The 23780-nt window shown below is 44.2% G+C and carries 29 protein-coding genes; 12 read left to right on the forward strand and 17 right to left on the reverse strand.

What is annotated here, in order from left to right; translation table 11 throughout:
- Positions 1 to 136: 136 nt before the first annotated feature.
- Positions 137 to 283 carry a hypothetical protein gene (locus EXN75_RS17645; protein ID WP_167639471.1) on the forward strand — a complete coding sequence of 49 codons (147 nt, stop codon included), beginning with the start codon at positions 137 to 139 and terminating at the stop codon, positions 281 to 283.
- A gap of 32 nt (positions 284 to 315) precedes the next feature.
- On the opposite strand, the gene EXN75_RS07575 is transcribed toward EXN75_RS17645, so the two are convergent.
- The 7 genes from EXN75_RS07575 to trxA form a co-directional block, all read right to left on the reverse strand.
- A complete protein-coding gene (locus EXN75_RS07575) occupies positions 316 to 822 on the reverse strand; it encodes a ribonuclease H (protein ID WP_246031324.1) in 507 nt (168 codons plus the stop codon).
- A 2-nt stretch (positions 823 to 824) separates the two neighbouring features.
- A complete protein-coding gene (locus EXN75_RS07580) occupies positions 825 to 1505 on the reverse strand; it encodes a DNA alkylation repair protein (RefSeq protein ID WP_134843331.1) in 681 nt (226 codons plus the stop codon).
- Positions 1506 to 1507: 2 nt separating this feature from the next.
- Complete coding sequence (locus EXN75_RS07585; protein WP_134843332.1) at positions 1508 to 2176, reverse strand: AlkZ-related protein; 669 nt, start codon at positions 2174 to 2176, stop codon at positions 1508 to 1510.
- A 12-nt stretch (positions 2177 to 2188) separates the two neighbouring features.
- A complete protein-coding gene (locus EXN75_RS07590; RefSeq protein ID WP_044080833.1) occupies positions 2189 to 2422 on the reverse strand; it encodes a hypothetical protein in 234 nt (77 codons plus the stop codon).
- A 14-nt stretch (positions 2423 to 2436) separates the two neighbouring features.
- Complete coding sequence (locus EXN75_RS18175) at positions 2437 to 2622, reverse strand: DUF1294 domain-containing protein (RefSeq protein ID WP_281279463.1); 186 nt, start codon at positions 2620 to 2622, stop codon at positions 2437 to 2439.
- A gap of 135 nt (positions 2623 to 2757) precedes the next feature.
- Positions 2758 to 3135, reverse strand: coding sequence for a YccF domain-containing protein (locus tag EXN75_RS07600; RefSeq protein WP_118079423.1), 378 nt, complete (start codon positions 3133 to 3135; stop codon positions 2758 to 2760).
- Positions 3136 to 3159: 24 nt separating this feature from the next.
- Positions 3160 to 3459 carry a thioredoxin gene (gene trxA, locus EXN75_RS07605; RefSeq protein ID WP_117588276.1) on the reverse strand — a complete coding sequence of 100 codons (300 nt, stop codon included), beginning with the start codon at positions 3457 to 3459 and terminating at the stop codon, positions 3160 to 3162.
- A gap of 877 nt (positions 3460 to 4336) precedes the next feature.
- On the opposite strand from trxA, the gene rhuM reads away from it, so the two are divergent.
- Complete coding sequence (gene rhuM / locus EXN75_RS07610) at positions 4337 to 5749, forward strand: RhuM family protein (RefSeq protein ID WP_167639473.1); 1413 nt, start codon at positions 4337 to 4339, stop codon at positions 5747 to 5749.
- Positions 5750 to 5845: 96 nt separating this feature from the next.
- The gene (locus EXN75_RS07615) at positions 5846 to 6463 is read left to right on the forward strand and encodes an XAC2610-related protein (RefSeq protein ID WP_134843333.1); all 618 of its coding nucleotides are present in this window, start codon (positions 5846 to 5848) and stop codon (positions 6461 to 6463) included.
- Between the two features lie 401 nt (positions 6464 to 6864).
- Here EXN75_RS07615 and EXN75_RS07620 read toward each other — a convergent pair whose 3' ends face one another.
- The 8 genes from EXN75_RS07620 to EXN75_RS07655 are packed head-to-tail and all read right to left on the reverse strand — an operon-like array spanning position 6865 to position 11538.
- Positions 6865 to 7305, reverse strand: coding sequence for a ribonuclease H (locus tag EXN75_RS07620; RefSeq protein ID WP_134843334.1), 441 nt, complete (start codon positions 7303 to 7305; stop codon positions 6865 to 6867).
- 36 nt (positions 7306 to 7341) lie between these two features.
- Positions 7342 to 7818 carry a hypothetical protein gene (locus tag EXN75_RS18565; RefSeq protein WP_134843335.1) on the reverse strand — a complete coding sequence of 159 codons (477 nt, stop codon included), beginning with the start codon at positions 7816 to 7818 and terminating at the stop codon, positions 7342 to 7344.
- Positions 7819 to 7863: 45 nt separating this feature from the next.
- Positions 7864 to 8379 (reverse strand): pyridoxamine 5'-phosphate oxidase family protein, encoded by a 516-nt coding sequence (locus EXN75_RS07630; RefSeq protein ID WP_134843336.1) that lies wholly within the window; start codon positions 8377 to 8379, stop codon positions 7864 to 7866.
- Positions 8380 to 8381: 2 nt separating this feature from the next.
- Positions 8382 to 9050 carry an AlkZ-related protein gene (locus EXN75_RS07635; protein WP_134843337.1) on the reverse strand — a complete coding sequence of 223 codons (669 nt, stop codon included), beginning with the start codon at positions 9048 to 9050 and terminating at the stop codon, positions 8382 to 8384.
- Positions 9051 to 9091: 41 nt separating this feature from the next.
- A complete protein-coding gene (locus EXN75_RS07640; RefSeq protein ID WP_134843338.1) occupies positions 9092 to 9832 on the reverse strand; it encodes a YczE/YyaS/YitT family protein in 741 nt (246 codons plus the stop codon).
- Positions 9832 to 10071 carry a hypothetical protein gene (locus EXN75_RS07645; protein ID WP_134843386.1) on the reverse strand — a complete coding sequence of 80 codons (240 nt, stop codon included), beginning with the start codon at positions 10069 to 10071 and terminating at the stop codon, positions 9832 to 9834. Before EXN75_RS07645 ends, EXN75_RS07640 begins: the two co-directional genes overlap by 1 nt.
- A gap of 14 nt (positions 10072 to 10085) precedes the next feature.
- Complete coding sequence (locus EXN75_RS07650) at positions 10086 to 10718, reverse strand: HAD-IA family hydrolase (protein WP_167639474.1); 633 nt, start codon at positions 10716 to 10718, stop codon at positions 10086 to 10088.
- Between the two features lie 16 nt (positions 10719 to 10734).
- Positions 10735 to 11538 (reverse strand): YqiA/YcfP family alpha/beta fold hydrolase, encoded by an 804-nt coding sequence (locus EXN75_RS07655; RefSeq protein WP_134843340.1) that lies wholly within the window; start codon positions 11536 to 11538, stop codon positions 10735 to 10737.
- Positions 11539 to 12115: 577 nt separating this feature from the next.
- Between EXN75_RS07655 and EXN75_RS07660 the strand changes: the two genes are divergently transcribed.
- From EXN75_RS07660 to EXN75_RS07670, 3 genes are all read left to right on the forward strand, one after another.
- Positions 12116 to 13792: a leucine-rich repeat protein gene (locus EXN75_RS07660; protein WP_134843341.1), complete on the forward strand. Its 1677-nt coding sequence runs from the start codon at positions 12116 to 12118 to the stop codon at positions 13790 to 13792.
- A 126-nt stretch (positions 13793 to 13918) separates the two neighbouring features.
- Positions 13919 to 14050 carry a helix-turn-helix domain-containing protein gene (locus EXN75_RS07665; protein WP_246031326.1) on the forward strand — a complete coding sequence of 44 codons (132 nt, stop codon included), beginning with the start codon at positions 13919 to 13921 and terminating at the stop codon, positions 14048 to 14050.
- Positions 14051 to 14062: 12 nt separating this feature from the next.
- Positions 14063 to 14398 carry a HipA N-terminal domain-containing protein gene (locus tag EXN75_RS07670; protein ID WP_134843343.1) on the forward strand — a complete coding sequence of 112 codons (336 nt, stop codon included), beginning with the start codon at positions 14063 to 14065 and terminating at the stop codon, positions 14396 to 14398.
- Between the two features lie 473 nt (positions 14399 to 14871).
- Here EXN75_RS07670 and EXN75_RS17655 read toward each other — a convergent pair whose 3' ends face one another.
- A complete protein-coding gene (locus EXN75_RS17655; protein WP_233524575.1) occupies positions 14872 to 14976 on the reverse strand; it encodes a smalltalk protein in 105 nt (34 codons plus the stop codon).
- A 135-nt stretch (positions 14977 to 15111) separates the two neighbouring features.
- The gene (locus EXN75_RS07675) at positions 15112 to 15702 is read right to left on the reverse strand and encodes an HU family DNA-binding protein (protein WP_246031327.1); all 591 of its coding nucleotides are present in this window, start codon (positions 15700 to 15702) and stop codon (positions 15112 to 15114) included.
- Between the two features lie 875 nt (positions 15703 to 16577).
- Here EXN75_RS07675 and EXN75_RS07680 point away from each other — a divergent pair.
- The 6 genes from EXN75_RS07680 to EXN75_RS07705 all read left to right on the forward strand — a co-directional run bounded on the left by EXN75_RS07680 (position 16578) and on the right by EXN75_RS07705 (position 23763).
- Entirely contained in the window at positions 16578 to 17042 is a 465-nt protein-coding gene (locus EXN75_RS07680; protein WP_134843344.1) for a hypothetical protein, read from the forward strand.
- Between the two features lie 56 nt (positions 17043 to 17098).
- On the forward strand, positions 17099 to 18691 hold the full coding sequence (locus EXN75_RS07685; protein ID WP_223176155.1) for a type I restriction-modification system subunit M: 1593 nt from the start codon (positions 17099 to 17101) through the stop codon (positions 18689 to 18691).
- A complete protein-coding gene (locus EXN75_RS07690) occupies positions 18688 to 19293 on the forward strand; it encodes a restriction endonuclease subunit S (protein ID WP_134843345.1) in 606 nt (201 codons plus the stop codon). The genes EXN75_RS07685 and EXN75_RS07690 overlap by 4 nt, the downstream gene beginning before the upstream one ends.
- Positions 19286 to 19891, forward strand: a complete 606-nt coding sequence (locus tag EXN75_RS07695; RefSeq protein ID WP_167639475.1) for a restriction endonuclease subunit S — start codon at positions 19286 to 19288, stop codon at positions 19889 to 19891. The genes EXN75_RS07690 and EXN75_RS07695 overlap by 8 nt, the downstream gene beginning before the upstream one ends.
- Before the next feature lie 72 nt (positions 19892 to 19963).
- Complete coding sequence (locus EXN75_RS07700; protein ID WP_134843347.1) at positions 19964 to 20605, forward strand: hypothetical protein; 642 nt, start codon at positions 19964 to 19966, stop codon at positions 20603 to 20605.
- 20 nt (positions 20606 to 20625) lie between these two features.
- Positions 20626 to 23763: a type I restriction endonuclease subunit R gene (locus tag EXN75_RS07705; protein WP_134843348.1), complete on the forward strand. Its 3138-nt coding sequence runs from the start codon at positions 20626 to 20628 to the stop codon at positions 23761 to 23763.
- The last annotated feature ends 17 nt before the right edge of the window (positions 23764 to 23780 follow it).

Here is a 23780-nt window from a genome sequence, read left to right on the forward strand (position 1 = left end):
TCTTCTTTTCGCAACACTAAGGTAAGTGAAAATTCTGACATGGCAAAATCCTGGGCAACTTTTTGTTGCTCAGGCACTTATAAATAATGTTAAACTATAGTGTTGCGGAATTAAGGATAGTAAGACGAATGCCGATATGGGTTGGACGCTCTTGGAGTATTTGCTCAAGCATAAGGCTACTCGTTCAGGTTCATCTACAAGCCAGAAGTATCATTGCAATGGCTTGGAGTTTGACAATCCTGCCGATATGGAGGACTACAAGAACGCTCAAGGTTTGAAATAGTTTTTGCAATATGTTGTAGTAAGACGGCTACACTAAAAATGAACAGAAGAGATGGGCGGCTCGTCAGGTATATGCTTTCCTTCTCTTCTATATTGCTTGTATTTATTTTTCTGATGAAACTCCTTCCTTGTCTTGGCCATTGCTTCCGTAGCCCTATCGTGGGTCTCTATCAGCAATGGGCTTTTGTGATATTGCACAATCTTGACCCCGACTGAGTTGTGCCTTTTCTTTTCCTCGATGCATTGAATGATCAAGTCCGGATTGGCAGATTTAGCCGTTGGAGTCTTGTCAAAGTTCTGAATATAGGCAGCGTTGGTCAGGAAGAGAATGTCGGAACCTTCCGGTATTTCCTGCATTACCTTCACCATGAGGGTTAGCATCATTCGGAACTCCGTGGTGTGCAAGTCGCTGATTACATCACGGCTGATGATGTTGCCGTTATGCTCAATCACAACGGCAGCACCACCAGCTCGCTCTTTATGGACATAATCACATGAACCACCTATCCAAACGTAATATGTAGAAGTATCTTGTGTCATAATTATTTCATCTTCAATGTCCGCAGATATTCCTTCTGCTCGGGCGTAATTCTGTAGCTCTCGATGGCCTTCTGGATGGTCTTGTTGTGCGTCCAGGGAGCAAGGCGGCGTTGCTCGATGTAGGGAATCGTTGCGTCCCATTGCTTGGCAAGGGCGGTGGCAAAGAACCAGGCAACCATCATTTTTACGTAATACTCTTCAATCCTTACAGAGGCTGGAATTTCAAGATACTCTACCTTGAAGTCTTTATCCAGGTAATGAGACATAAGCGCCTCTATTCCAAAACGACAAGTATAGACGTGTGATGATTTACTCCAAGTCTTGATTTTCGTCAACAGTTCCTTCTTGTGCTTGGCAAATACCTTCGGAGACATGATGTCGCAAACCGCCCAGTTGTCCACGAAAGGCAGGAAACTGTCTGTAAGACGGATGCATTCTTCGTAGTCCTTCACCTCGGAAATGAGGAGACCGTGAAGCATGTTCTCATCGTAGTATTCGTGAGGAAGCTGATGAAGGAATTCCTCGCATTTTGCCTCCTTTGTAAACTCTTTTGCGAACTTGCGAAGCACAGGCACACGAATGCCTATGAAACTCTCCATAGGCACTCCCGGTGTCAGTTTGGCCTGGAAAGCAGCATACTGCTTATCCTGCATGGCGAACAGTCTTTCTTGAAATGAAGTCATTTTCATCCAATCATTTTTTGAATCTGTTTATCCGAAGCATCAGGCAGAATTTCTTTCAGATGTTTGAAAATTTTCTGGTAAGATTCCAGGGGAGTACGGTTGCATTGGCAAGCCTCCCTGCCATAGAGATCTTCGGGAGTATTGAGCAGCGACCATCCCCAGCCATATTCATGATTGTGCTTGTCGCGAGGATAGATGAAATCCTCGGTCACGATGTAAGTTGCCATTTCCATTCGGGTGAGATAACCATCAAACTTGCTTCTCATTCCCTTTCCCGTGAAACCGCAGGCTGCCCGAAGTGCTCTCGTGATGAGACTGCCTGTAGATTGAAGCGTGCAGAGAATGGCTCCTTCTATCGATTCTTCATCTGGGTGAGGGAACTTGCTTCTTCTGTAGTTGCAAAAGTCCGGCCACCATTCCTGGCTGATGAATCCTGCTTTCTTGTTGAAGAACTTTCCGTACATACACGGCATTTCCTGCACAATCTCGCCCTTCCATTTCCACAATGGCCAGTCCCAACCGCCTTCAGGAAGTCTTACGTAACCGCAGTCTTCCGCCACGATGTCTTCGGCAGAGAATCCTTCAATGCCACTATCAAGGAGAGGGAGGAAGCCGATTTTCTGAATCTGCTCCATCATGCCTGTTGCTGAATATACTTCTGGAAAATTCATACGCTTCGTTCTTTATTTTATTATCAATTCATTCAGTTTATCCTCTCTGATAATCTTCGGCTGAGCCTTACCAGCGAGAATGAGAATCTTTTTTCCATTACGATAAATATGAAGCTGTCGTGAGCGAACTACGGCTGTCAGCTCCTCATCATTCTGCATGGCTTGCCAGATAGGATAATATATTCCCTCAGGTTCAAACAACTTCTTTTGAAGATGCGAACAGAGGTTTGTTGTATCAATAGTCATTGCCATAATTTTCTTCAAACTATTTGTTTCCAAAGATTCACGTGTAAATACGTCATCAGCGCAATCTGTATCAGCAGAATGGCAGGAATGCCGTATTTGAATTTCTTGTGCATCGTCTTATGGTGCCAGACTTTCATTCCCATCCATGCCCCGATGCTTCCTCCAAGTACAGCCAGTAACAAAAGCGTGGTTTCAGGAATGCGTCATTTGGCTTTCTTGGCCTTGTATTTGTCAATGCCATACATGATGAATGCAACAGCATTGATGGCCAGGAGATAGTAGGCGAGGTAACTATGTAATGTGTTCATACTCTTCAACTGCGTTTTCTTATCTCTTTAAAATCCCAACTCCACATCCTTGCCGAATGGTGCGAGCGAAAGCCCGGCCATCTTGAAATGCTGTTTCCCCCAAGGAATGCCGATAATGGTTATACATAAGAGAATGCCGAAGAACAGATGCATGAGGCAAGCCCACAATCCTCCGAAAATCAGCCAGAGTAAATTCAATGGGATGCGAATGCAACCTGTTGGACTATTCGATTCTCTCACCGTAGAACCAAAAGGCCATAGGCAGAGCAAGCCAATCTTGAATGTCTGTATCGCAAAGGGAATGCCGATGATAGTACATGCAAGAGCCAGACTTCCGGTGAAATAACCGATGGCAGCTTCGAGACCTCCGAAGAGCCACCAAAGTAAGTTTCCTATTATGCGCATAAGATTATTCTTTTATATTTTTGATTATGTCAAGAACGGATCAAGCGTAGCCAGCAGTTCGGCTTTATCTACCACACCGCTTGTGCGCCACAATACTTCTCCGTTGCGGAAGAGCATCAGCGTAGGCACGGATTGGATGCGGTATTGGCTTGCTGTTACGCCGTACTTATCTACATCCACCTTGATGATTCGGATGCGGTCGCCCAACACACTCTTCACCTGCTCCAGAATGGGGTGCATCGCCTTGCAAGGTTGACACCATGTAGCAAAGAAATCGACCAGAACAAGCTGGCCACTGTTTATTACATTATTAAATGTCTCCATAATTATTTATCAATTTTTGTGAAACGATTAAAAGTTCTGCCGTCGTAGCGGAGAAACCGTGTAGAAATAATATCTTCTTCATGCTCTAATCATTTGATAATGATGCGCCTGTAATCTATGAGGATAAGCCATGCTCAACTCCCATATTAGCGCAATATATCTGCAAAAATACAAAAAATATTCAGAAAAGTGATTTTATAGATGGATTTTGTTTGCAGGGCGAACTTGATTTAACCTAATTTTATAAGATAGAGGGATATTTTGATAATCTGAAATCCTTAATGACCTTAATGACCGGATTCATGAATACATGTACACATATACATCATGGGGGAGTTTGCTCGTGATGAGTAAACTCCCCATAATTATCTTAAAAATCTTATTTATTCAATAGAATGTTTTGATATTCAGAATATAATCACTATATTTGCACGTAATATTAGTGGTGTTATTATGTGCAATATTAAATATTATATAGATGAAACAGCTGCATATTTCGGCAATCGGCTTTTATCTGAATAAATCTGCCATTGTCAGCTGGTATTGAATGTCATCAGAATAGCCGCCCGGCGCAAGCCCAAAGGAGGTGATCATCGTGATGAGTACCGTTTTCTTGGTGCCTGTTTCCCTGATGAAGGTCTCCCTTCGGTTGCAGATGCGGTTGTCCTCGTCTTCTGTAATAACATAAGGAGCACTGGATTATTGCATCGTCTTGATAGGCCATAAAATCAATATATTCTGACATGTTTCTTTCTTTTTGCATAAATAACATTAAAAATCATACTTCTTGTAAATGATTAGGGACGATTTTCATCCTTTTTTTGTATTTTTGCTATTCAATGTTGTAGAACGTCAATACAAAAGAAACGGAAAAGATATGGATGAGAATAATGTGCCTGACATGCGTCCGACATTCGAAGAAATTCGGAAAGTGGATGATAACGGGAAAGAATACTGGAGTTCACGCGAACTTTGTAATGCGATGGGCTATTCGGGATATTGGAAATTCCAGAATGTAATAGACAAAGCAATCAAAGTTGCCAGTGAAAAAGGTATGAATATAGACGAACATTTCAACCATGCGGTTGACATGTTCAAGGTGGGTAATGGAGCGTTTCGCAAGGTCGAAGCTTTCCATCTATCACGTATGGCTTGTATGATCATTTCTGAGAATGCTGATTCAAGGAAGCTGTTAGTGAAGCAGGCAAGAGCCTATTTTTCTCAATCCGTATCTACAACAGAACTTATGCAGAACACGCTGGAATCCAATATCTTACTGTATAAGACTGCACAAGGTGAAACTCGCATTGAAGTGATTTTCAACAACGAAACTTTTTGGATGTCACAGAAAAAGATGGCTGCTTTGTTTGGTGTTGACGTAAGAACAATCAGCTATCATATTGGGCAGATTTACGAGATTGGAGAATTGGATAAAATGGCAACTATCCGAAAAATTGGGATAGTTCAAACCGAAGGAGAGCGTGATGTTGAGCGTGCTCCATTGTTCTACAATCTTGATGTTATCATCGCTGTTGGTTATCGAGTGAACAGCTATCAGGCAACCCAATTCCGTATATGGGCAACTTCTGTATTGAAGGAGTTCATCATTAAAGGTTATGTCTTGGATGATGAACGTCTGAAACAAGGTAAGCACTTCGGCAAGGATTATTTTGACGATTTGCTGGAACGCATCCGTGAAATCCGCACTTCTGAACGCAGATACTACCAGAAGATAACTGATATTTATGCAGAGTGTAGTGCAGATTATGATGCAAAGGCTGAAAGTACCAAACTCTTCTATAAGATGGTGCAGAATATGATGCACCTGGCGGTTACCAATCATACGGCAGCCGAGATCGTCTATGAGCGAGCTGATGCGGAAATGCCTCACATGGGCTTGACTACATGGAAAAAAGCACCGGATGGAAGAGTTCAGAAATCTGATACGATAGTGGCAAAGAACTATCTTTCTGATGAAGAATTGTCTCAGCTCAACGCAATAACAACAAGTTTCCTGGATCTCGCAGAATCTCGTGCAAGACGACACATTGTTACTACGATGGAGGATTGGAAGAATCGCCTGAAGCTATTGCTTGAAACTATGGACTATGATGCTAAGAGTAGTGCAGGTAAGGTTTCGCAAGAAGAAGCCAGAGAAAAGGCTTATTCTGAGTATGAGAAATATAAGGTTATTCAAGACCGTTCCTATATCTCGGATTTCGACCGATTCAATAGTGGCAATGATGATGATACTCCATTGCTTCCATTTGACATTGATCCAAAAGAATAGGGGTTGAGTATGGCGCTTGAATTATGTCATAGTAGTACCGTCTTATCTTATGTAAGAAAAAATAACGCAATGAAATGATCAAAATATTTAAAGACAATGAAAAGAATTATTGATAGTACATTAGTAATACTTTCTTTGATGTTGATCTTCGGTTGCAAGGAAAGTAAGGTGGGGCAGGGAAACCCTACCAAAGACAGCATGTCTATTGACACCGATAGTTTGATTTCGGGCAAAGTCTTTACCAAGCAAGATATTGCATCGGAAGATACGCTTAACGCTGTTATAAGAACACAATCTCCCAAGTCCAAGGATTTCGATTTTGAAGTATTTATTATGAGAGGGGAGAAAACTGTACAAATTATACCTTTCTCTTATCCAAAGGACGATACTTTTGACCCAAATGGTGGCCGGAAGGATAGCTGTCTGATGGCTGATGTGACGTTTGATGGCAATAAAGATCTGTTGGTATATTTGGGACAATTCGGAAATCAAGGTGTGGAATATTGGGATGCTTATGTCTGGAATGAAGTCAAGCAGAAGTTCTTGTTTGTTCCATCATTCCATGATATTCCCAATCCTACGCTTAACGAAAAAGAAAAGATTATTGAATCTTTCAGCCGTGGTTCTGCCGTTGATTATGAGTTTGGAAAATGGAAGTTCGAGAAAGGAGTGTTTGTACAAAAAGAACTTCTGTCACACCCTCCGAGAGAGTGAGTAGTGTTATTCTTCGTTCATCACCACTTCATGGCCTCCTGGGGAAGCAACGGAATGGCTCCGTAGTGGAGGTAATTAAAAAAAACAAACCTCTCATAAACGAGAAACTCATAATGTGGTACAAAGTTACAAATTTATTTTCAAAAGGACTCAACAACAGTTAGCCAGGGTGTTGTTCTTTCGCAGGCCGATGATTCTGTATCGTCCTCCGTGTCCTCCTCGCCTTTCTGGGCGCATGGTGGCATGGCGACGGACGCAACGATTTCAGACGAGACCTATGAGATTTTCAAGAATATAATCATCGCTCATTAGCTGTAAACCATATTTGGTGTCTGACATCTTGAATAACCGGAAATCCTTAATGACCGTGACCTTAATGACCGTAAAACGCCCCTAAACATTCATTTGTTTTTCTGATGAAATTCCTTCCTTGTCTTAGCCATTGCTTCCGTAGCCCTATCGTGGGTTTCTATCAGCAATGGGCTTTTGTGGTATTGCACAATCTTGACCCCGACTGAGTTGTGCCTTTTCTTTTCCTTGATGCATTGAATGATCAAGTCCGGATTGGCTGATTTAGCCGTTGGAGTCTTGTCAAAGTTCTGAATATAGGCAGCGTTGGTCAGGAAGAGAATGTCGGAACCTTCCGGTATTTCCAGCATTACCTTCACCATGAAGGTTAGCATCATTCGGAACTCCGTGGTGTGCAAGTCGCTGATTACATCACGGCTGATGATGTTGCTGTTATGCTCAATCACAACGGCAGCACCACCAGCTCGCTCTTTATGGCCATAATCACATGAGCCACCTATCCAAACGTAATATGTAGAAGTATCTTGTGTCATAATTATTTATCATCCAATCTCTATATACACCTCGAATTATAGAGATAATCCCATACTTCCTGAGTAGTATAAGTTATTCTCCTTGGCAATACTGATCAACCTATTACATTCCTCTTCCTCAGCAGCTCGCGAGCTTTGCCTGAAATTTCCATGTCGTTGAGGGGATATCCCAGTCTCAAACACTCGAATATCGCTTCGGTCGCTATTTGCCTGTATTTTTTGCTCACGTTCATAAGATACTGCAGAGCTGTTTGACCGTTTACCAAATATATAGTCGATAATTTTTCTTCCATAATTCTCCATCCTAATGATTTTTATGCAAATGTTCAGATTCTCCTGCATTCGTTCCTTATGAACAGTCTTCGGGATGATGATTACATCGCTCTGCAACAGCCAGTGCAAGGCTACCTGTGCAGCAGTCTTGCCGTATTTCTCGCCTATCTGGGGAGGGTAGGGTTGGATCAGGTTCCACCTGATAAACACCATATCCCAATTGCGGCATTTCCACGCCATTGCTTAACTTTATCTTCTTCATAATCTATATGTTTTAAAGTTCGTTTATTCCATTCTTCCATATTTCATTTCCACGCCCTCTTTATCATACTGCTTGCGCTTGCCGGTTGGTGGCTCAGTAAGTGTGATGCGAACTACGGCCGTGTGTGATAGGGAACGGGCGATGCTCTCGTCGAAAGCATCCATGTGTTGAGGAAGGAAGCGCTCACTGATTAGTCGGAGACCATGAATTTTCTCTGTATCCTCGGTCACTATTTCAGCCTTGCCGAATGCGATGGCTGATTTGTATTGCAGGGTGAAACTGCCGTCCTTCGGACCAACCGTAGGCGCACATCGGGTTACGGCTGAAAGGCAAACCTCGGGATGAGTCTTGATTGCCTCCAACTTCTTGCCTTCCAAGGCACCATGAAAATACCAATTCACATCATCATCTGATGCGAGTGACAGGGGTAAACCATAAGGCTTGCCTTCTTCGTCAATAAAACTGACCGTTATATACGGAGCCTTGTGCATTATTTCCAAAGCCCACTCACTATCCATTGCTCTTGATTCTTTTCTCATTTTTATCCTATTAATTTGATAATCTGTTTATCCGAAGCATCAGGCAGGATTTCTTTCAGATGCTCGAAAATCCTCTGATAAGATTCCAGGGGAGTTCGGTTGCATTGGCAAACCTCCCTGCCATAGAGATCTTCGGGAGTGTTGAGCAGCGACCATCCCCAGCCATATTCGTGATTGTGCTTGTCGCGAGGATAGATGAAATCTTCGGTCACGATGTAAGTCGCCATTTCCAGTCGGGTGAGATAACCGTCAAACTTGCTTCTCATTCCCTTGCCGGTGAAACCGCAGGCTGCCCGAAGTTCTCTTGTGATGAGACTACCGGTAGATTGAAGCGTGCTGAGAATGGCTCCTTCTATCGAATCTTCATCCGGGCGGGAGTATTTGCTTCTTCTGTAGTTGCAGAAGTCCGGCCACCATTCCTGGCTGATGAATCCTGCTTTCTTATTAAAGAACTTTCCGTACATACATGGCATTTCCTGCACAATCTCGCCCTTCCATTTCCAAAGCGGCCAGTCCCAACCGCCTTCAGGAAATGTTACATAACCGCAGTCATCTGTCACGATGTCTTCGGCAGAGAAGCCTTCAATGCCGCTATCAAGGAGAGGGAGGAAGCCGATTTTCTGAATCAGCTCCATCATGCCTGTTGCTGAATATATTTCTGGAAAATTCATGTTCATCTATTTTTATCCGTTGAACTCAAATAATCTTGACGTTACATCTGTCTTCTTATGTATCGTGCCAGTCCGTAAACATATCTTCGGCAACCTGGACGATAGTGGAGCAGGCGGTCGAACCATGCAAGATGTTTGTTGAATAGGCGAACTGTAACACCTACATAGACCATGGCGAAGAGCGTTCCGATGCCCACAATCTCCCATTTCCATGACCCGAGAAGCAGGAAACAGAACAAGACGGCCAAGACCACGAGCGTGATGTCCACCCGAATCTTGGCTTTAGGGAAAGGCCAGCCGGTAACCTTGTGAATGGCGATGGAAATGCCCTCGCCAGGCATGGTTACTGAGCCGCACTTCACCTCCATGGCAATTCCGAAACCGAGGATGGTGCAACCGGCAATCTGCACAAGGGCATTGACCAGGATATTTTCTGAAACCATCCATTGTGTAAGCACCATATTGAGGTCTATGAACATTCCGAAGATAAAGCCGATAGCGAGCTGGAAGAGTTGCACCCACTCGAAGTTTCTTCTCAGAATCAGTATCTGCAGCACCACGAAGATCGCATTCATCATGATGGTGTAGCCGCCGATAGTCCATCCTGGGATGTAATCAAGCATCTTACCTGCCGAAGCCATCACGTAAGGGATGGTGGAAATAACGCTTGAACCTAACTGACTTCGCACACATGCTACGACTCCGAAAGTCATTACATAGAGCGAAACGAGCAGCAGAATATGCTGCCATACAAAAGATATAACTTCTTCTTTCTTAATCATTATATTATTTTCTTAATCAATTCGTTCAGTTTATCCTCTCTGATAATCTTCGGCTGAGCCTTGCCAGCGAGAATGAGAATCTTCTTGCCGTTACGATAGATATGAAGCTGTCGTGAGCGAACCGCGGCAGTCAACTCCTCATCGTTCTGCATGGCTTGCCAGATAGGATAATATACGCCCTCAGGTTCAAACAACTTCTTTTGAAGATGCGAGCAGAGGTTTGTTGTATCAATAGTCATCATACCTATTCTTTTTACACTATATTCTTGTTAATTTCTTGCCATTCCTGATGTTCTTCCAGATGATTGGTCTTTACCAGTACGCTCTGAAAACCAAATCGCTTGCCTGCCTCGGCATTCTCTGTGCGGTCATCGAAATAGAGCGTAGCGGCAGGATTCAATCCAGTCTGTTGCGTCATCTCTTCATAGATTTCGATAGATGGCTTTTCCTTTCGCATGGCGTATGAGAGGAACACTTCATCAAACAGCTCGTCTGTGGAATATCCCAGCTGATTCATCTGACTAACTGATTTCTGCCAAAGCGTATCGTTGATGTTGCTGAGCAGATAGACCTTGTATCGCTTCCGAAGCTTGACCAATGCCTCCAGTCTTTCCACAGGCAGATTGCCACACAGCTCTTCGAGAACTTTCTCAATATCCTCGGTTGTGGTTCCTTTGCGGCAAAGGCTCAGCATCTCTTTCAAAGTCTCAGCTTCTGCTACCAGACCATTGATATATTGGTGCATCAGTCTCTTGATTTTGCGGACATGGATTAGCCGCTTGAACGCCGTAACGCCCAGGCTCTCCATGGCTTTTACAACAGAGGCATCATCAATGTTCACGATGACACCTCCATAATCAAAAACGAGAGTTTCTATCTGTTTCATGCTCATTTTCCTGTTGTTAGAATTTATCTATTTCCGTGAAACGATTGAAAGTTCTGCCGTCCCTTGTTACTTTCCCGAAGAACATATCTTCCGGTCTTACCCAATAGGCTTGGTCTCCATAAAGAGCCTGATAAACCACCATACGCTCCTGAGTCTCGGAGTCGAAGGCAGAATGGATGAACTTGTATTTACCGCCCTTAAAGTGCTGGAAATATCTTTCTTCCTTTGCTGAAAACTTCATCAGCATTTTCTGGGCAAGGGGAGCGTACCATGTCTTCACCTCCTGTTCTGTAGGTGTATGACCGCCAGGGAAATGGAAGGCTTGGTTGTAGTGCTGCAGGAAGAGAGGGGAAAAGTGAGCCAGGGTGTCCTGCTCACCAAAAAGTCCCCACACACGATCCTTATAATAGGGGTTGCAATGGTCAAACTGCACGGCTTCCAGCTCCGCAAACTCCTCAATCAGCGCCTCGTCAATCACCAGTCGCTGATTTCCGTCCCTTCTCGGAGCCTTGTATTCATGCTCGCCGATTCGCTCCTTCAGAAACTCCGTCATCATGAAATACGGATTGCCCAGCAGGGCAGGAATGCCCACCACCGGAGCCAGCATCTGGGCGAGGAAAGAGCCGCAACTGTTGCCCAGAAGCAAGTCGGGCTGTTCCCGGTCGATGATGGAGCGAATCTCCTTCAGTGCCTCCTTGGGGTGTAAAGGGAGGTCGGGAGTCAGCACCACCGCCGTCCCCTCAAACGCCTCTTTCAAGGCTCTCGCCATCGGACAACTTCCCGTGGCGAAGAATCCGTGTAGGAATAATATCTTCTTCATGCTCTAATCATTTGATAATGATGCGCCTGTAATCTAGGGGAGATAAGCCATGCTCAACACCCATATTGGCGCAATATATCTGCAAAAATACAGAAAAATATTCAGAAAAGGATTCATACAGCTTGTTTTTGTTTGGACTAGCGGACTGGATTTAACCTAATTTATAGAATTAGGAGCACTCCTACAAGAATCAGTCAGTCCAAGAATCATGAAAGAATTAAATCATTGCCCATCCACCCCTGCCGTCTGGACTTTGAGAGATTCGGAGAGCTTATCGGTTTGAAGAAGAAGCATATAGAAATGATTTTTGACTCTTTTTCGATGAGGACGTAGGCAGTTTGAATACAGCTCTTTTAGCGAGTTCTTTTCCGATGATGCCTCCAATAAGTTACCTTTTAGCTAACAGAATAAACGATTGATACTTTTCTCATTTTTCAGTATTATCGCTAAAATATTATTTTTTAATCTTTCAATGAAGTTTTTGGCTTAAGTTTGTGTTGTTTCAGTAAAAATGATTACCTTTGCAATATCGTCTAAAAATGCGACTTAAGATAGTCAATTAATAATCGTGTAAGCTATGCAGTACCCATTGATATCAGAATATGTAAAGGCCATTCAAGATGCTGGCGATAATCTTGATAAATTGTTTTACCTGACTCCCGTATTAGATGATCACGGAGAGCCATATCGCTGTAGTGGTGCTCTTGCCGTGGTGTTTAAGATGCAGGACAAGAGTACCGGGAAATATTATGCCCTCAAGTGTTTTACGGAAGAACAGGAGGGGCGAGCTGATGCCTATCGCCAGATTGCAGACGAACTGGATTTGTTAGATTCTCCATATATTACTTCTGTAAAGTATATGGAGAAGGAACTATTCGTGGACAGTCAATGCGAGGAGGATGAATTTCCTGTATTGTTGATGGATTGGGTAGAAGGGGAGACGATGGAAACTTACATCGCTGCAAACTATCACAATCAGTCAGCCATGTCGATGCTTAGTTATCGTTTTGGCAAGATGGCAGCTTGGCTCCGTACCCAGTCTTTTTCTCATGGCGACATTAAGCCAGACAATATCATAGTCCGTCCCGATGGTTCTCTTACATTGGTGGATTATGACGGGATGTTTGTGCCATCTATGAAGGGCAGCCAATCTCCAACTATCGGTACCAGGGATTTCTGTCATCCATTGCGTACTGTAGATGATTTCGATGAAACGATAGATGATTTTTCATTGGCAAGTATCGCCTTGTCATTAAAGGCTATCTCGATGAAATCTACTTTGTTAGATATCTATGGTGTCTCAGACAGACTTCTCTTCTCAGAAAATGATTATCGCAATCCTTCAAATAGCAAGGTAATATCTGCCCTGCAGGAATTGATGTGTGATAAGGATTTCTGCACACTTTACTCTCTTTTCATGCTTGCATTGGCGAGAAAGGAGCTTTCAGCATGTTCTTTTAGATTGTTTATTGGCGAAAAGCCTAATATAACTCCTGTGATGAATGAAGATCTATCGACTGAAACAACAGAAGAAGAGTTAAAAGAAGCTTTTGTTGATGAATGGGGAGTGAAATATAGCAAGGATGGAAGAAAATTGTTGAAAGCTCCAGAAGAATTAAGTGGAGCTTATTCTGTTAAAGAGGGTACAAGGATAATATGTGATTGGGCATTTTATGGTTGTCGTTCTCTGTCAGAGATAGTCATCTCTTCTAGTGTTACTAGCATAGGTGATAGGGCGTTTTATGGTTGTTTCTCGTTGAAATATATATCCATCCCTAAAAGCGTAATTTGCTTAAATGGTAATCCGTTTGCTGGATGGACTGGCAAATTAGAATGTTTATCTCCTAACTTTGTTTATGAGGATGATGTCTTGTTCAATAAGGATAAAAGTAGAATTATTTCTTTCAGAAATCAAAATATAAAATCGTATGTCATCCCCTCTAGTGTTACTAGCATAGGCGATAGTGCATTTGATACTTGTCATTCTCTGTCAGAGATAGTCATCCCTTCTAGTGTTACTAGCATAGGTGATCATGCATTTTGGTTTTGTGATTCTCTGTCAGAGATAGTCATCCCTTCTAGTGTTACTAGCATAGGTGATAGTGCATTTGCTGGTTGTCGTTCTCTGTCAGAGATTGTCATCCCTTCTAGTGTTACTTGCATAGGTAAAGGTGCGTTTTATAAATGCAAATTCCCTGACAATCTTAAAAAAGAATTAATTTCCCGGTTTGGAGATAAAATATTTAGTTTATGATAAATATATTTTAATAAGTATGATATTGATAGAATCTAAGCGTAAGAAATACGAAAACATATTTACATATATATATACATAATATATACTGAATGTAGCTTTTGAGTAAAGGAAATCCTCGCTGACATGTCTGAGATAGCCATTTCAACCATCAAGAAAATAGAGAGCGGTAAAGGCAACCCTTCACTATCGACGATTGAAAAAATCATGGATATCCTTGGCATGGAGGTTAAATATGAGATTCGTCAAACTGTTTAAATAAAGTAAGTCATGAGAAAAGCTATCGTTTATTGTCACGACATAGAGGCCGGACTCTTAGAGGAGTCAACTCCTGGCAGAGGTTATACCTTCATATACGACAAGCAGTATATGATGGATAAGACCCACGATCCTGTCTCACTTACCATGCCTTTCAGGGAAGAACCTTATCAATCTGATTATCTATTCCCTGTTTTTACCAATATGCTTCCAGAAGGAGCAAACAGAAAGATAGTCTGCAGAAGTTGGCGCATGGATGAGAAGGATTTCTTTGGACTTTTTCTGAAGATAGCAACCCATGATACGATAGGAGCAATAACTGTAAAAGAAGTAGAGATTCGATCGTAAATCAGAATGAAAAATATTTTAGTTAGGAGAGGTGTCTATCCATATAAAACGTGTTATTGGGTGACATCTTGGGTGACATCTTGAGGGACATCTTGAGGGACATCTTGAGGGACATTGAGTGACATTTTTATAGATTCGGTTAGATTTTTTCTTGGAATCAAAGACATTTTTTATAAAAATAACACATAAAATCCTTAATGACACTTAATGACACCCACTCTTAATGACACCCTCGGAATGATAACGAAACTTGAAACTAACACTTGAAAAACAAAAGACGACCGCTCCCCTCATGTTTTTGAGGAAGCGGTCGTCTTATAGGGATTCATCAAACTCTTCGTCTGATTGTAATTCTAAAACCACATTTTCGGTGAGGTAAATTCAAAACTCAAGCCATACTGGATTTATACCTTTTTATGTATACAAGAATGCAACTTAACATTCTACATTCAACATGATATATATGCGATATTTCATCCCATGCAACTCGAAATGCCCAGCGAGGTGGCAAGCGCCGTAAGAATGCTGATGGCGATTTGAAGAATGGTCTTCCATGTGTCTGCTTTCATCTTACTCATTTTACTTGATTTTTAAAGGTTAAACTAAATATTTGTGTGTGTTTTCATGAGATTCATTTCATCTTAGATTATTTTAGTGGCTCTGTGAGAGGGGTAGGGGTCCCCCGTCGGTTGTTGCTCCGACGGGGGGCACTTCTACAGCTCGTTGTCCTCGCCGCTGCCGTCCTGTCCTGCGTCGCCCTTATTGTCGCCGCTTGGGTTGGAACCGGTGCCCTGGCTGGTGCCGCCACTCTGCTCGGTGTTGCCTCCTGCAGAACCCGTGCCGCCGCTTGGGTTAGAGCCGCCGCCGTCTGAACCGTCGCCAGGAGTAGTTGGAGTACTGATGTCCACGTTGGCTTTGCCCTCCTTGATGGCCTTAATGACTGCAGCCTGAGCGCTGCGGCTGGCTACGAGGTTGAACTCGGCATCGGCAATGAGGTTCTTGAACTCGGCGCCTGGCTCCCACTGAACCTTCACGTCGGTGATGTTCTGAGCGGTGAACTTGTCGGCATCCTCAGCGCCCTTGGATGAGAGGAGAATGGAGAAATCACCGAGATCGCCCAGACGGATTTTCTTGCCTTCGAGGAGCTGCTCTCTCATGCAATCTACGGTGATGTAGAGGATGGCAGAGATGTCTGCGCGAGAATAGACGCTGCCGTGGCTGGAAATATGCTTGGCAAACTTCTCGATGGTCATCACATCAGAATACTGCGATACGGCAAAGGCATTCTTCTTCTCGGTCTTCACCAGGTTGAGGTCTGCCTAGTCGGGGTTCTTACCCTCTCGTTTTGCCAGGTTGATGCGTGATTTAGCCTGATTGATAGCAAGGAGGTTACTGTTCACTGAGCGCATGGTAATACTGTAGTTAATCATAATTGTGTGTGTTTTGATGGTTGATATTTCAATTACCCAAGAGCCCCCGTTTCTTGCCCTTATTTGGGTCGTTATTGATGTCCGGCGCCTGACATCAATCAAGACCTGAATGTGTCGTCTGTAAAGACCGACTTTTGGTACAAGGGAAGCTTTCTTTTCGATTGCTGGTGCAAAGGTACGAAAAAATCCAGTATCCACCAAATTTAGGCATGCGATAAGGAGCGATTTTCAGCAACTTACGATTTGAAAGTTAGTTATAAAGATTAGCTCTATGTTTGGTGGGCGCATCTCTATATTTTTGCGGTATAGAAATTATGTTTTGAGATATAAATCAGCATATTACAAAGTAATACCCGATTACATGGAAACGTGTTCAGTATTCAGTATTCAGTTTTTTTCGCTGTTGTTACCACTCTCTGTATAGATAGTATATTATATATTATTAATATATAATATAAAATAATTACTTACAATTTAAAACCATAAAAAGGGTAACTATCGCGAAAAAAACTGAATACTGAATACTGAATAACCTTTTAGTCCTACACACCCTGAAGGGGTTAGGAGTTTTTTAGCCCTTTAGTCCGTACTAAAACCGCTTGAGAAACTTGAGTAACTTTTTTCTAAACTTTCTCCCGAAATCCTTGGCAGTTTCCAAAAGAAATCGTAACTTTGTGGTGTGGTATATAGCCACATCAATAATAGTAAAACGATAACATAATGATTATCAGTAGATTTACCCCCCCATTTTGGGGAAACTGGCTCTTGTAGCCGCATTTTTTACGCTTGCCCTTGCCAGTTGCAGCAAGGATGATGTAAGCTCCGATATCGACCTGACTGTCAGCCCACCTGCCGACAGCGAGGCTCCCAGTTATTATGTCATTACCGATTCTGAGGGTATCGGCTTCACCAAGGACGGCATCGCCTACGAATACATTTCTAATGGTAAGACCCGATGGGTGCTTAGCTATCAGGAGATAGCCAAGCGCCTCGACATAGATATTTCCAAGATTTCAACCATCAAGATTACCAGAGATCAGATTTTGAAGAACGGTCTCTGGCGCTTCGACGTGCGCTTCGACGGACAGAAGGAAGGCACGGCGTATGCCATCGATGTCAACCCAGAGAATGGGGAGATAGAGTGGGTGATAACCTTGGAGGACATGTCTGGGGAAAATGTTTTTACACTCAGCTTCTCTCCAAACGGAAAATAATGTGAGTGTAAACCTAGATACAAAAGAATCAGAATTACTTTATTTACTAAGATTTTATGGCAGAAAATATCAATATCAACCCTCGTACAGAGGAGTTGAAGACCGAGTTTAGCAACATGATTTGGAAGATGGCTACCAATCTGGTGCATGGAGGCAAGGTGAACCCTGTTCAGTTTATGGACTATACCCTGGGCGGTCTCTTCTACCGATTCATTTCCGAGAACATCACCGACTACTGCAACCAGCTGATGCGTGATGCTGGCGTGGAGAATGCCGACTATGCCCACATGACCGATGAGATGGCGGAGAACGCACGAGAGCAAATTATCAATGCCAAGGGCTTCTTTATCCTCCCTTCACAACTCTTCATCAATGTGGCGAACGCAGCCAAGAATAACACGGAGCTGAACACTACGCTGAGCAATAACTTCCGTGCCATCGAAAACAGTGCCGTAGGAAAACCGAGCGAGAACGACGTGAAGGGACTCTTCAATAACTTCAATACCAACGACCAAGGTCTGGGTGCTACCGTTGCCGAGCGCAACGAGTTGCTTACAACGCTCTTGGAGAGCATCCGAGACCTCAACTTCGACAAGTATATCGAGAGCGGCATCGACGTGTTTGGTCTTTGCTACGAGCACCTCATCAAGATGTACGCCCTCAATTCGGGTACCAAGGGAGGCGAGTTCTATACCCCTGGCGATGTAAGCTATCTCTTGGCGATGATAGCTGCGGCAGGACGCCAGAGTGTCAACAAGGTGTATGACCCTGCTTGTGGCTCAGGCTCTTTGCTTTTGAACTTTATCCGTGTGGTGGGTGCCAAGAACGTAAAGGATGGTTTCTATGGTCAGGAAATCAACATGAAAACCTACAACCTCTGTCGTATGAACATGTTCTTGCACAATGTGAACTACGACCATTTTGACATTCAGAACGGCGACACCTTGAAGAATCCGCTGCACGAATGCGACGAGCCATTCGATGCCATCGTCTCAAACCCGCCATATTCTGTGCCTTGGGATGGTGATAGCGATGCCACGCTCATCAACGACCCTCGTTTTTCTCCTGCTGGCGTGCTCGCCCCAAGAAGCAAGGCAGACTTTGCCTTCACCATGCATATGCTCAGTTGGTTGAGTGCCGAAGGCACGGCTGCCATCGTAGAGTTCCCTGGCGTGTTGTATCGTAGCGGTGCGGAGCAAAAGATACGCAAGTACTTGGTAAGCAACAACTTCGTGGATACTGTTATTCAGCTTCCTGCCAATCTATTCTTTAGCGTATCTATTGCCACTTGCATCATTGTTTTGAAGAAGAATAAAGCTGACAATAAGGTTTGCTTCATAGATGCAAGCAATGAGTTTATCCATGAGGGAAATAAGAATAGACTTTCTTTGGATAATCTTAAAAAAATATACAATACCTACATGACCAAGGAGGAGATTGCTCACTTCTCTCATGTGGTTACCACTGCCGATATTGCCGAGGAGGATTACAACCTTTCTGTTTCTACATACGTGGAGCAGGAGGATACTCGTGAGAAAATCGACATTACGGAGTTAAATACTCGTATCTCTGAGATTGTGGCAAGAGAGGAGCAGCTGAGAAAAGATATTGATGAGATTGTAATGCAGTTGGAAGGAGGTGCAGCATGAAGAATCTTGAAACTTTAATACAGGAGCTTTGCCCAGATGGAGTGGAATTCGTGAAGTTGGGGGATGTTCTTGACTATGAACAACCAACGAAATACATTGTAAAATGTAAGGATTATCAGAATGAAGGCATGCCTGTTTTGACAGCAGGGCAAACTTTTATTCTTGGTTATACTGACGAAACAAATGGGATATTTGAGGCTTCTAAGGAAAATCCTGTTATCATTTTCGATGATTTCACGACCTCCTTTCATTGGGTAGATTTTAACTTTAAAGTGAAAAGTTCTGCCATGAAAATGTTACGAGTTTCGAGTGAAAGGGAAGTCTCATTTAGGTTTGTATATTATGCTATGAAATGTATCAAATATCAAACCTTAGAGCACTCTCGCCAATGGATCTCCAAGTATTCGCAAATAGAAATCCCTCTTCCTCCTATCGAGGTGCAAACCGAGATAGTCCGCATCCTCGACAAGTTCACTTCGCTAGAAGCGGAGCTAGAAGCGGAGTTAGATTGTCGCAAGCGACAATACGAGTACTATCGTGACAAGCTGCTCTCGTTCGAGAATGTGGGGGGGGCAAGAAGTAGAGTGGAAGAAAATGAGTGAAGTGTTATGGTCTATAAACACAGGCTTAAATCCTCGAAAGTTCTTTAAGTTGAATACTTCTGATGCTCATAATTACTATGTGACCATAAAAGAAATGAAGAATGGAAAAATCATTTACAATGCTGATACCGATAAAATCAATGATGAAGCACTACTTTTGTGCAACAATCGTTCAAATTTAGAAGCTGGTGATTTGATTTTTTCAGGGACAGGAACAATTGGTCAAATTGTGGTTATAGATAAAACCCCTAAGGATTGGAATATAAAGGAAGGATTATATGCCCTCAAACCTAAAGCAGAGGTAGTGCTTTCTAAATATCTTGCTTATATATTGAAAGAAACATCGATAAGAAAGTCATATATGAAGAAAGCTTTAGGTGGAACGGTGAAAAGTGTTCCGATGAAAGTGTTGGGAGCATTGAAAATTCCAGTTCCTTCCCTCCAAGAGCAAGAGCGAATAGCAAATATCCTCGACCGCTTCGAGTCCCTGACCACTTCCCTCCAGTCTGGTCTCCCTGCCGAAATCGCAGCACGCCGCAAGCAGTACGAGCACTACAGAGACAAGCTGCTTACCTTCAAGCGCAAGGGAGCAGCATAGTAGTGGGGATTACAAATCCCCTCCAACATTTACTTGGGATGAAATATAATAATTTTTAAAAAATAGAAAACAATGGATACATTACTTAATTCTGCAACGTTTAGATTACAATATAATTTTCCACGTGATTATACAGCGAACGTGAAGATTTCACTATACAAGCGTGACAAAAGCTTTAAGCTCCGTTACTTGTATAAAGCAAGAGAATCAGATTATTATATCAATTATTCTGGAGTATCTTGTGAGTTTGGTCAGGATTCTATTAATTTTGATGTTGATAGAGAACCAGAAAAACAATTTAAAGAAGTATGCTTTCATTGGTATCGCATGCAGGTGAATTCTGAGCATGACCCAGTAACAAAAGCATGGGGGATGACTAGTGGCATTTTTAAAATGGGTTTACACATTTTGACTCCGTATGTATATGATACGTCAACTAATAGATTTACGCTTTATTTGAGATTTGAGGGGCAATTCGGTTATTTTGCAAAAGAGTTTTCTCGAATTTCTGGCCTGAATATATCAGAGGCAGATATGCCTTCTATGATGTTGTCCGTAACAAACAATTCGGTATCATTAAATAGGGTAATAGGTATGAATGGAACACAACCACAACTACAATTAGTCAAGATATTGGATAACCCTGTGGAATTTATCAATATGACTCTTGGGGCTTATTTCGCATTCGAAAATCATCGAACACCTTTGTTTTAATCCCCCTAAGTACAAAACTTATGCAAGCAAACGACATTGTTTCAGAGAACCCCCAGAGCACGGTGGTAGCCCAATACGAGCGTACCACCCCTCGTGCCGAGGCTTACCAAAGCGAGGCGGAGCTGGAGCAGGGGATGATTGCCCAGCTACAGCGACAGGGCTACGAGTATGCCCATATCCACCACGAGGACGAGCTGATACAGAACCTTCGCCTCCAGTTGGAAAAACTCAACGGCTTCCATTTTTCCGACAATGAGTGGGAGCGTTTCTTCAAGGCGGAAATCGCCAACGAGGGTAAGGGTATTGTTGACAAGGCAGAGACCATACAGCGTGACAACATCAAGGCTTTCACCCTCGACGATGGTACGCAGAAAAACATCTACCTCATCGACCAGCAAGACCCTCCCCACAACTCCACCCAGGTGATCAACCAATACGAGGTAAATGACGGCAAGCGCCCCAACCGCTACGACGTGACCATCCTCGTAAACGGTCTACCTCTGGTTCACATCGAACTGAAACGCCGAGGCGTGAGCCTGAAGGAAGCCTTCAACCAGATAAACCGCTACGGCAGGGAATCGTTCTGGGCAGGGTGCTCGCTCTATGAGTACGTGCAAATCTTCGTCATCAGCAACGGCACGGAGACCAAGTACTATAGCAACACTACCCGTGACAGCCATATCCGGGAACAAGCCAAGCAGGGCAAGAAGCCACGGCAGAAGACCTGCAACTCGTTTGAGTTTACCAGCTACTGGGCAGATGCCAAGAATAAGGTGCTCGGCGACTTGGAGGACTTCACAGCTACCTTCCTTACCCGCCACTCCCTGCTTAACATCCTCACCAAGTTTTGCGTCTTCACCGACCAAAAGATTCTGATGGTGATGCGCCCATACCAGATAGCAGCCACCGAAAAACTGCTCAACCAGATAGAGATAGCTCACAACGCCAAGCTCTACGGCACAAGAGACGCTGGCGGCTACATCTGGCACACCACAGGCTCGGGCAAGACCCTCACCTCCTTCAAGGCGGCACAGCTCGCCTCCAAACTGCCTTACATAGAAAAGGTATTATTTGTGGTGGATAGAAAAGACCTCGACTACCAGACGATGAAGGAGTACGACCGATTCCAGAAGGGCGCTGCCAACGGCAACACCTCGACCAAGGAACTGGAAAAGCAACTGAACAACAGCAAGAGCCGCATCATCATCACCACCATACAGAAGCTCGCCAACTTCATCAAGAAGAACCCCGACCACGACATCTACCGCAAGGAGGTGGTCATGATATTCGATGAGTGCCACCGCTCGCAGTTTGGCGACATGCACACCGCCATCACCAAGCGATTCAAGAAATACTACCTCTTCGGCTTCACCGGCACGCCAATCTTCGTGGAGAACATCTCCGCTTCGAGCAAGGGTACGCTGAAAACCACCGAAGACGTGTTTGGCAAGCGTCTGCACGCCTACACCATCGTGGATGCCATCAGAGACCACAACGTGCTGAAATTCCGTGTGGCATACATCTCCACCATGAAGGAGAAGGAGAACGTGAAGGACGACCAGGTTTGGGGTATCGAGGAAGAGGAGGCGCTGAAGGACGACCGCCGCATCACCAATGTGTCACAATACATCTTGGACCACTTCGACCAGCAGACCAAGCGTGCCAGCAGCTATACCTTCAGCAAGCTCATCAACATCGAGGAAGTGGTGACCGACAAGAAGAAAAAGGTAGAGGAAGAGCGACAGAAGACACGACTCAGCGGATTCAACAGCATCTTCGCCGTACAGAGCATCGACTTTGCCAAGCTCTACTACAACAAACTGAAAGAGCTACAGGTAGAGCAGCCCGAGAACAAGCGGCTCAAGGTAGCCACCATCTTCAGCTATGCACCCAACGAGGAAGTAGCCGACGGCGAGGAAGACGAGGACAACGACTCCACCGACGGACTCGACCAGAGCAGCCGAGACTTCTTGGAGGCAGCCATCAAGGACTACAACCTGATGTTCAACACCGCCTACGATACCTCTTCGGAAAAGTTCCCCAACTATTACAAGGACGTTTCGCAGCGCATGAAGAACCGAGAGATAGACCTGCTGATAGTGGTCAACATGTTCCTGACAGGATTCGACGCCACCACGCTCAACACGTTGTGGGTGGATAAAAACCTGCGCTACCACGGATTGCTGCAAGCCTACAGCCGCACCAACCGCATCCTGAACTCGGTAAAGACCTACGGCAACATCGTATGCTTCCGCAACCTGGAGGATGCCACCAACAAGTGCCTTGCCCTCTTCGGCGACCCTACCGCCAAGGGCGTGAGCATCCTGCGCCCGTTCGAAGACTACTTCGATGGCTACGACGAGGTGACGGAAGACGAGAACGGCGAGGAGAGACAGGAGCACGTGAAAGGCTATACCGAATATCTTGAAGAACTGAGAGAGTTGGCACAGCCAGGCGAGATGCCGCTCACCGATGCAGACAAGAAGCAATTCATCAAGCTCTTCGGCGGCATCCTGAAGATAAGAAACCTGCTTACCAGCTTCGACCAGTTTGCCGAGCAAGACCCCCTCAGCGAGCGAGACCTGCAGGACTATACGAGCATCTATCTCTCGCTGAGAGACTGGGCAAAGGAGAACGCAGAGAGCGGCGACAAGACCAACATCAACGACGACATCGAGTTTGAAATGGAGCTGGTGAAGCAAGTGGAGGTGAACATCGACTACATCCTCTTCCTCGTGCAGCAGATGCAGGGCGACCGTGCCGACATCGCCGAGCTGACTATCCAAATCAACAAGGCAATCGACTCCAGCCCAGACTTGCGAGACAAGAAAGACCTCATCAACCGATTCATCGAGAGTCTTACTCCGGATAGCCAGGTTACCGACAAATGGAAGGAATACGTGGATGCAGAGAAGCGCAAGGAGTTTGAGCGCATCGTGAGCGAGGAGCACCTGAAGGAAGGCCCCGCCAAGGAGTTTATAGAGACCGCCTGGGAGCGAGGTTACGTGCCTGAGGGTGGTTTGGAGTTGAACGCCATCATGCCACCTATCAATCCATTCGACCCGAACGCCAACCGAGAGGGCAAGCTGCAAAAAGTACTTGGTAAGATCAAGGGCTTCTTCGGCAAGTTCTTCGAGATAGCAGGAGGAGAATTCTAAACTGATATATAACTAAC

The organism is Segatella hominis, assembly GCF_004535825.1.
Lineage (GTDB): Bacteria > Bacteroidota > Bacteroidia > Bacteroidales > Bacteroidaceae > Prevotella > Prevotella hominis.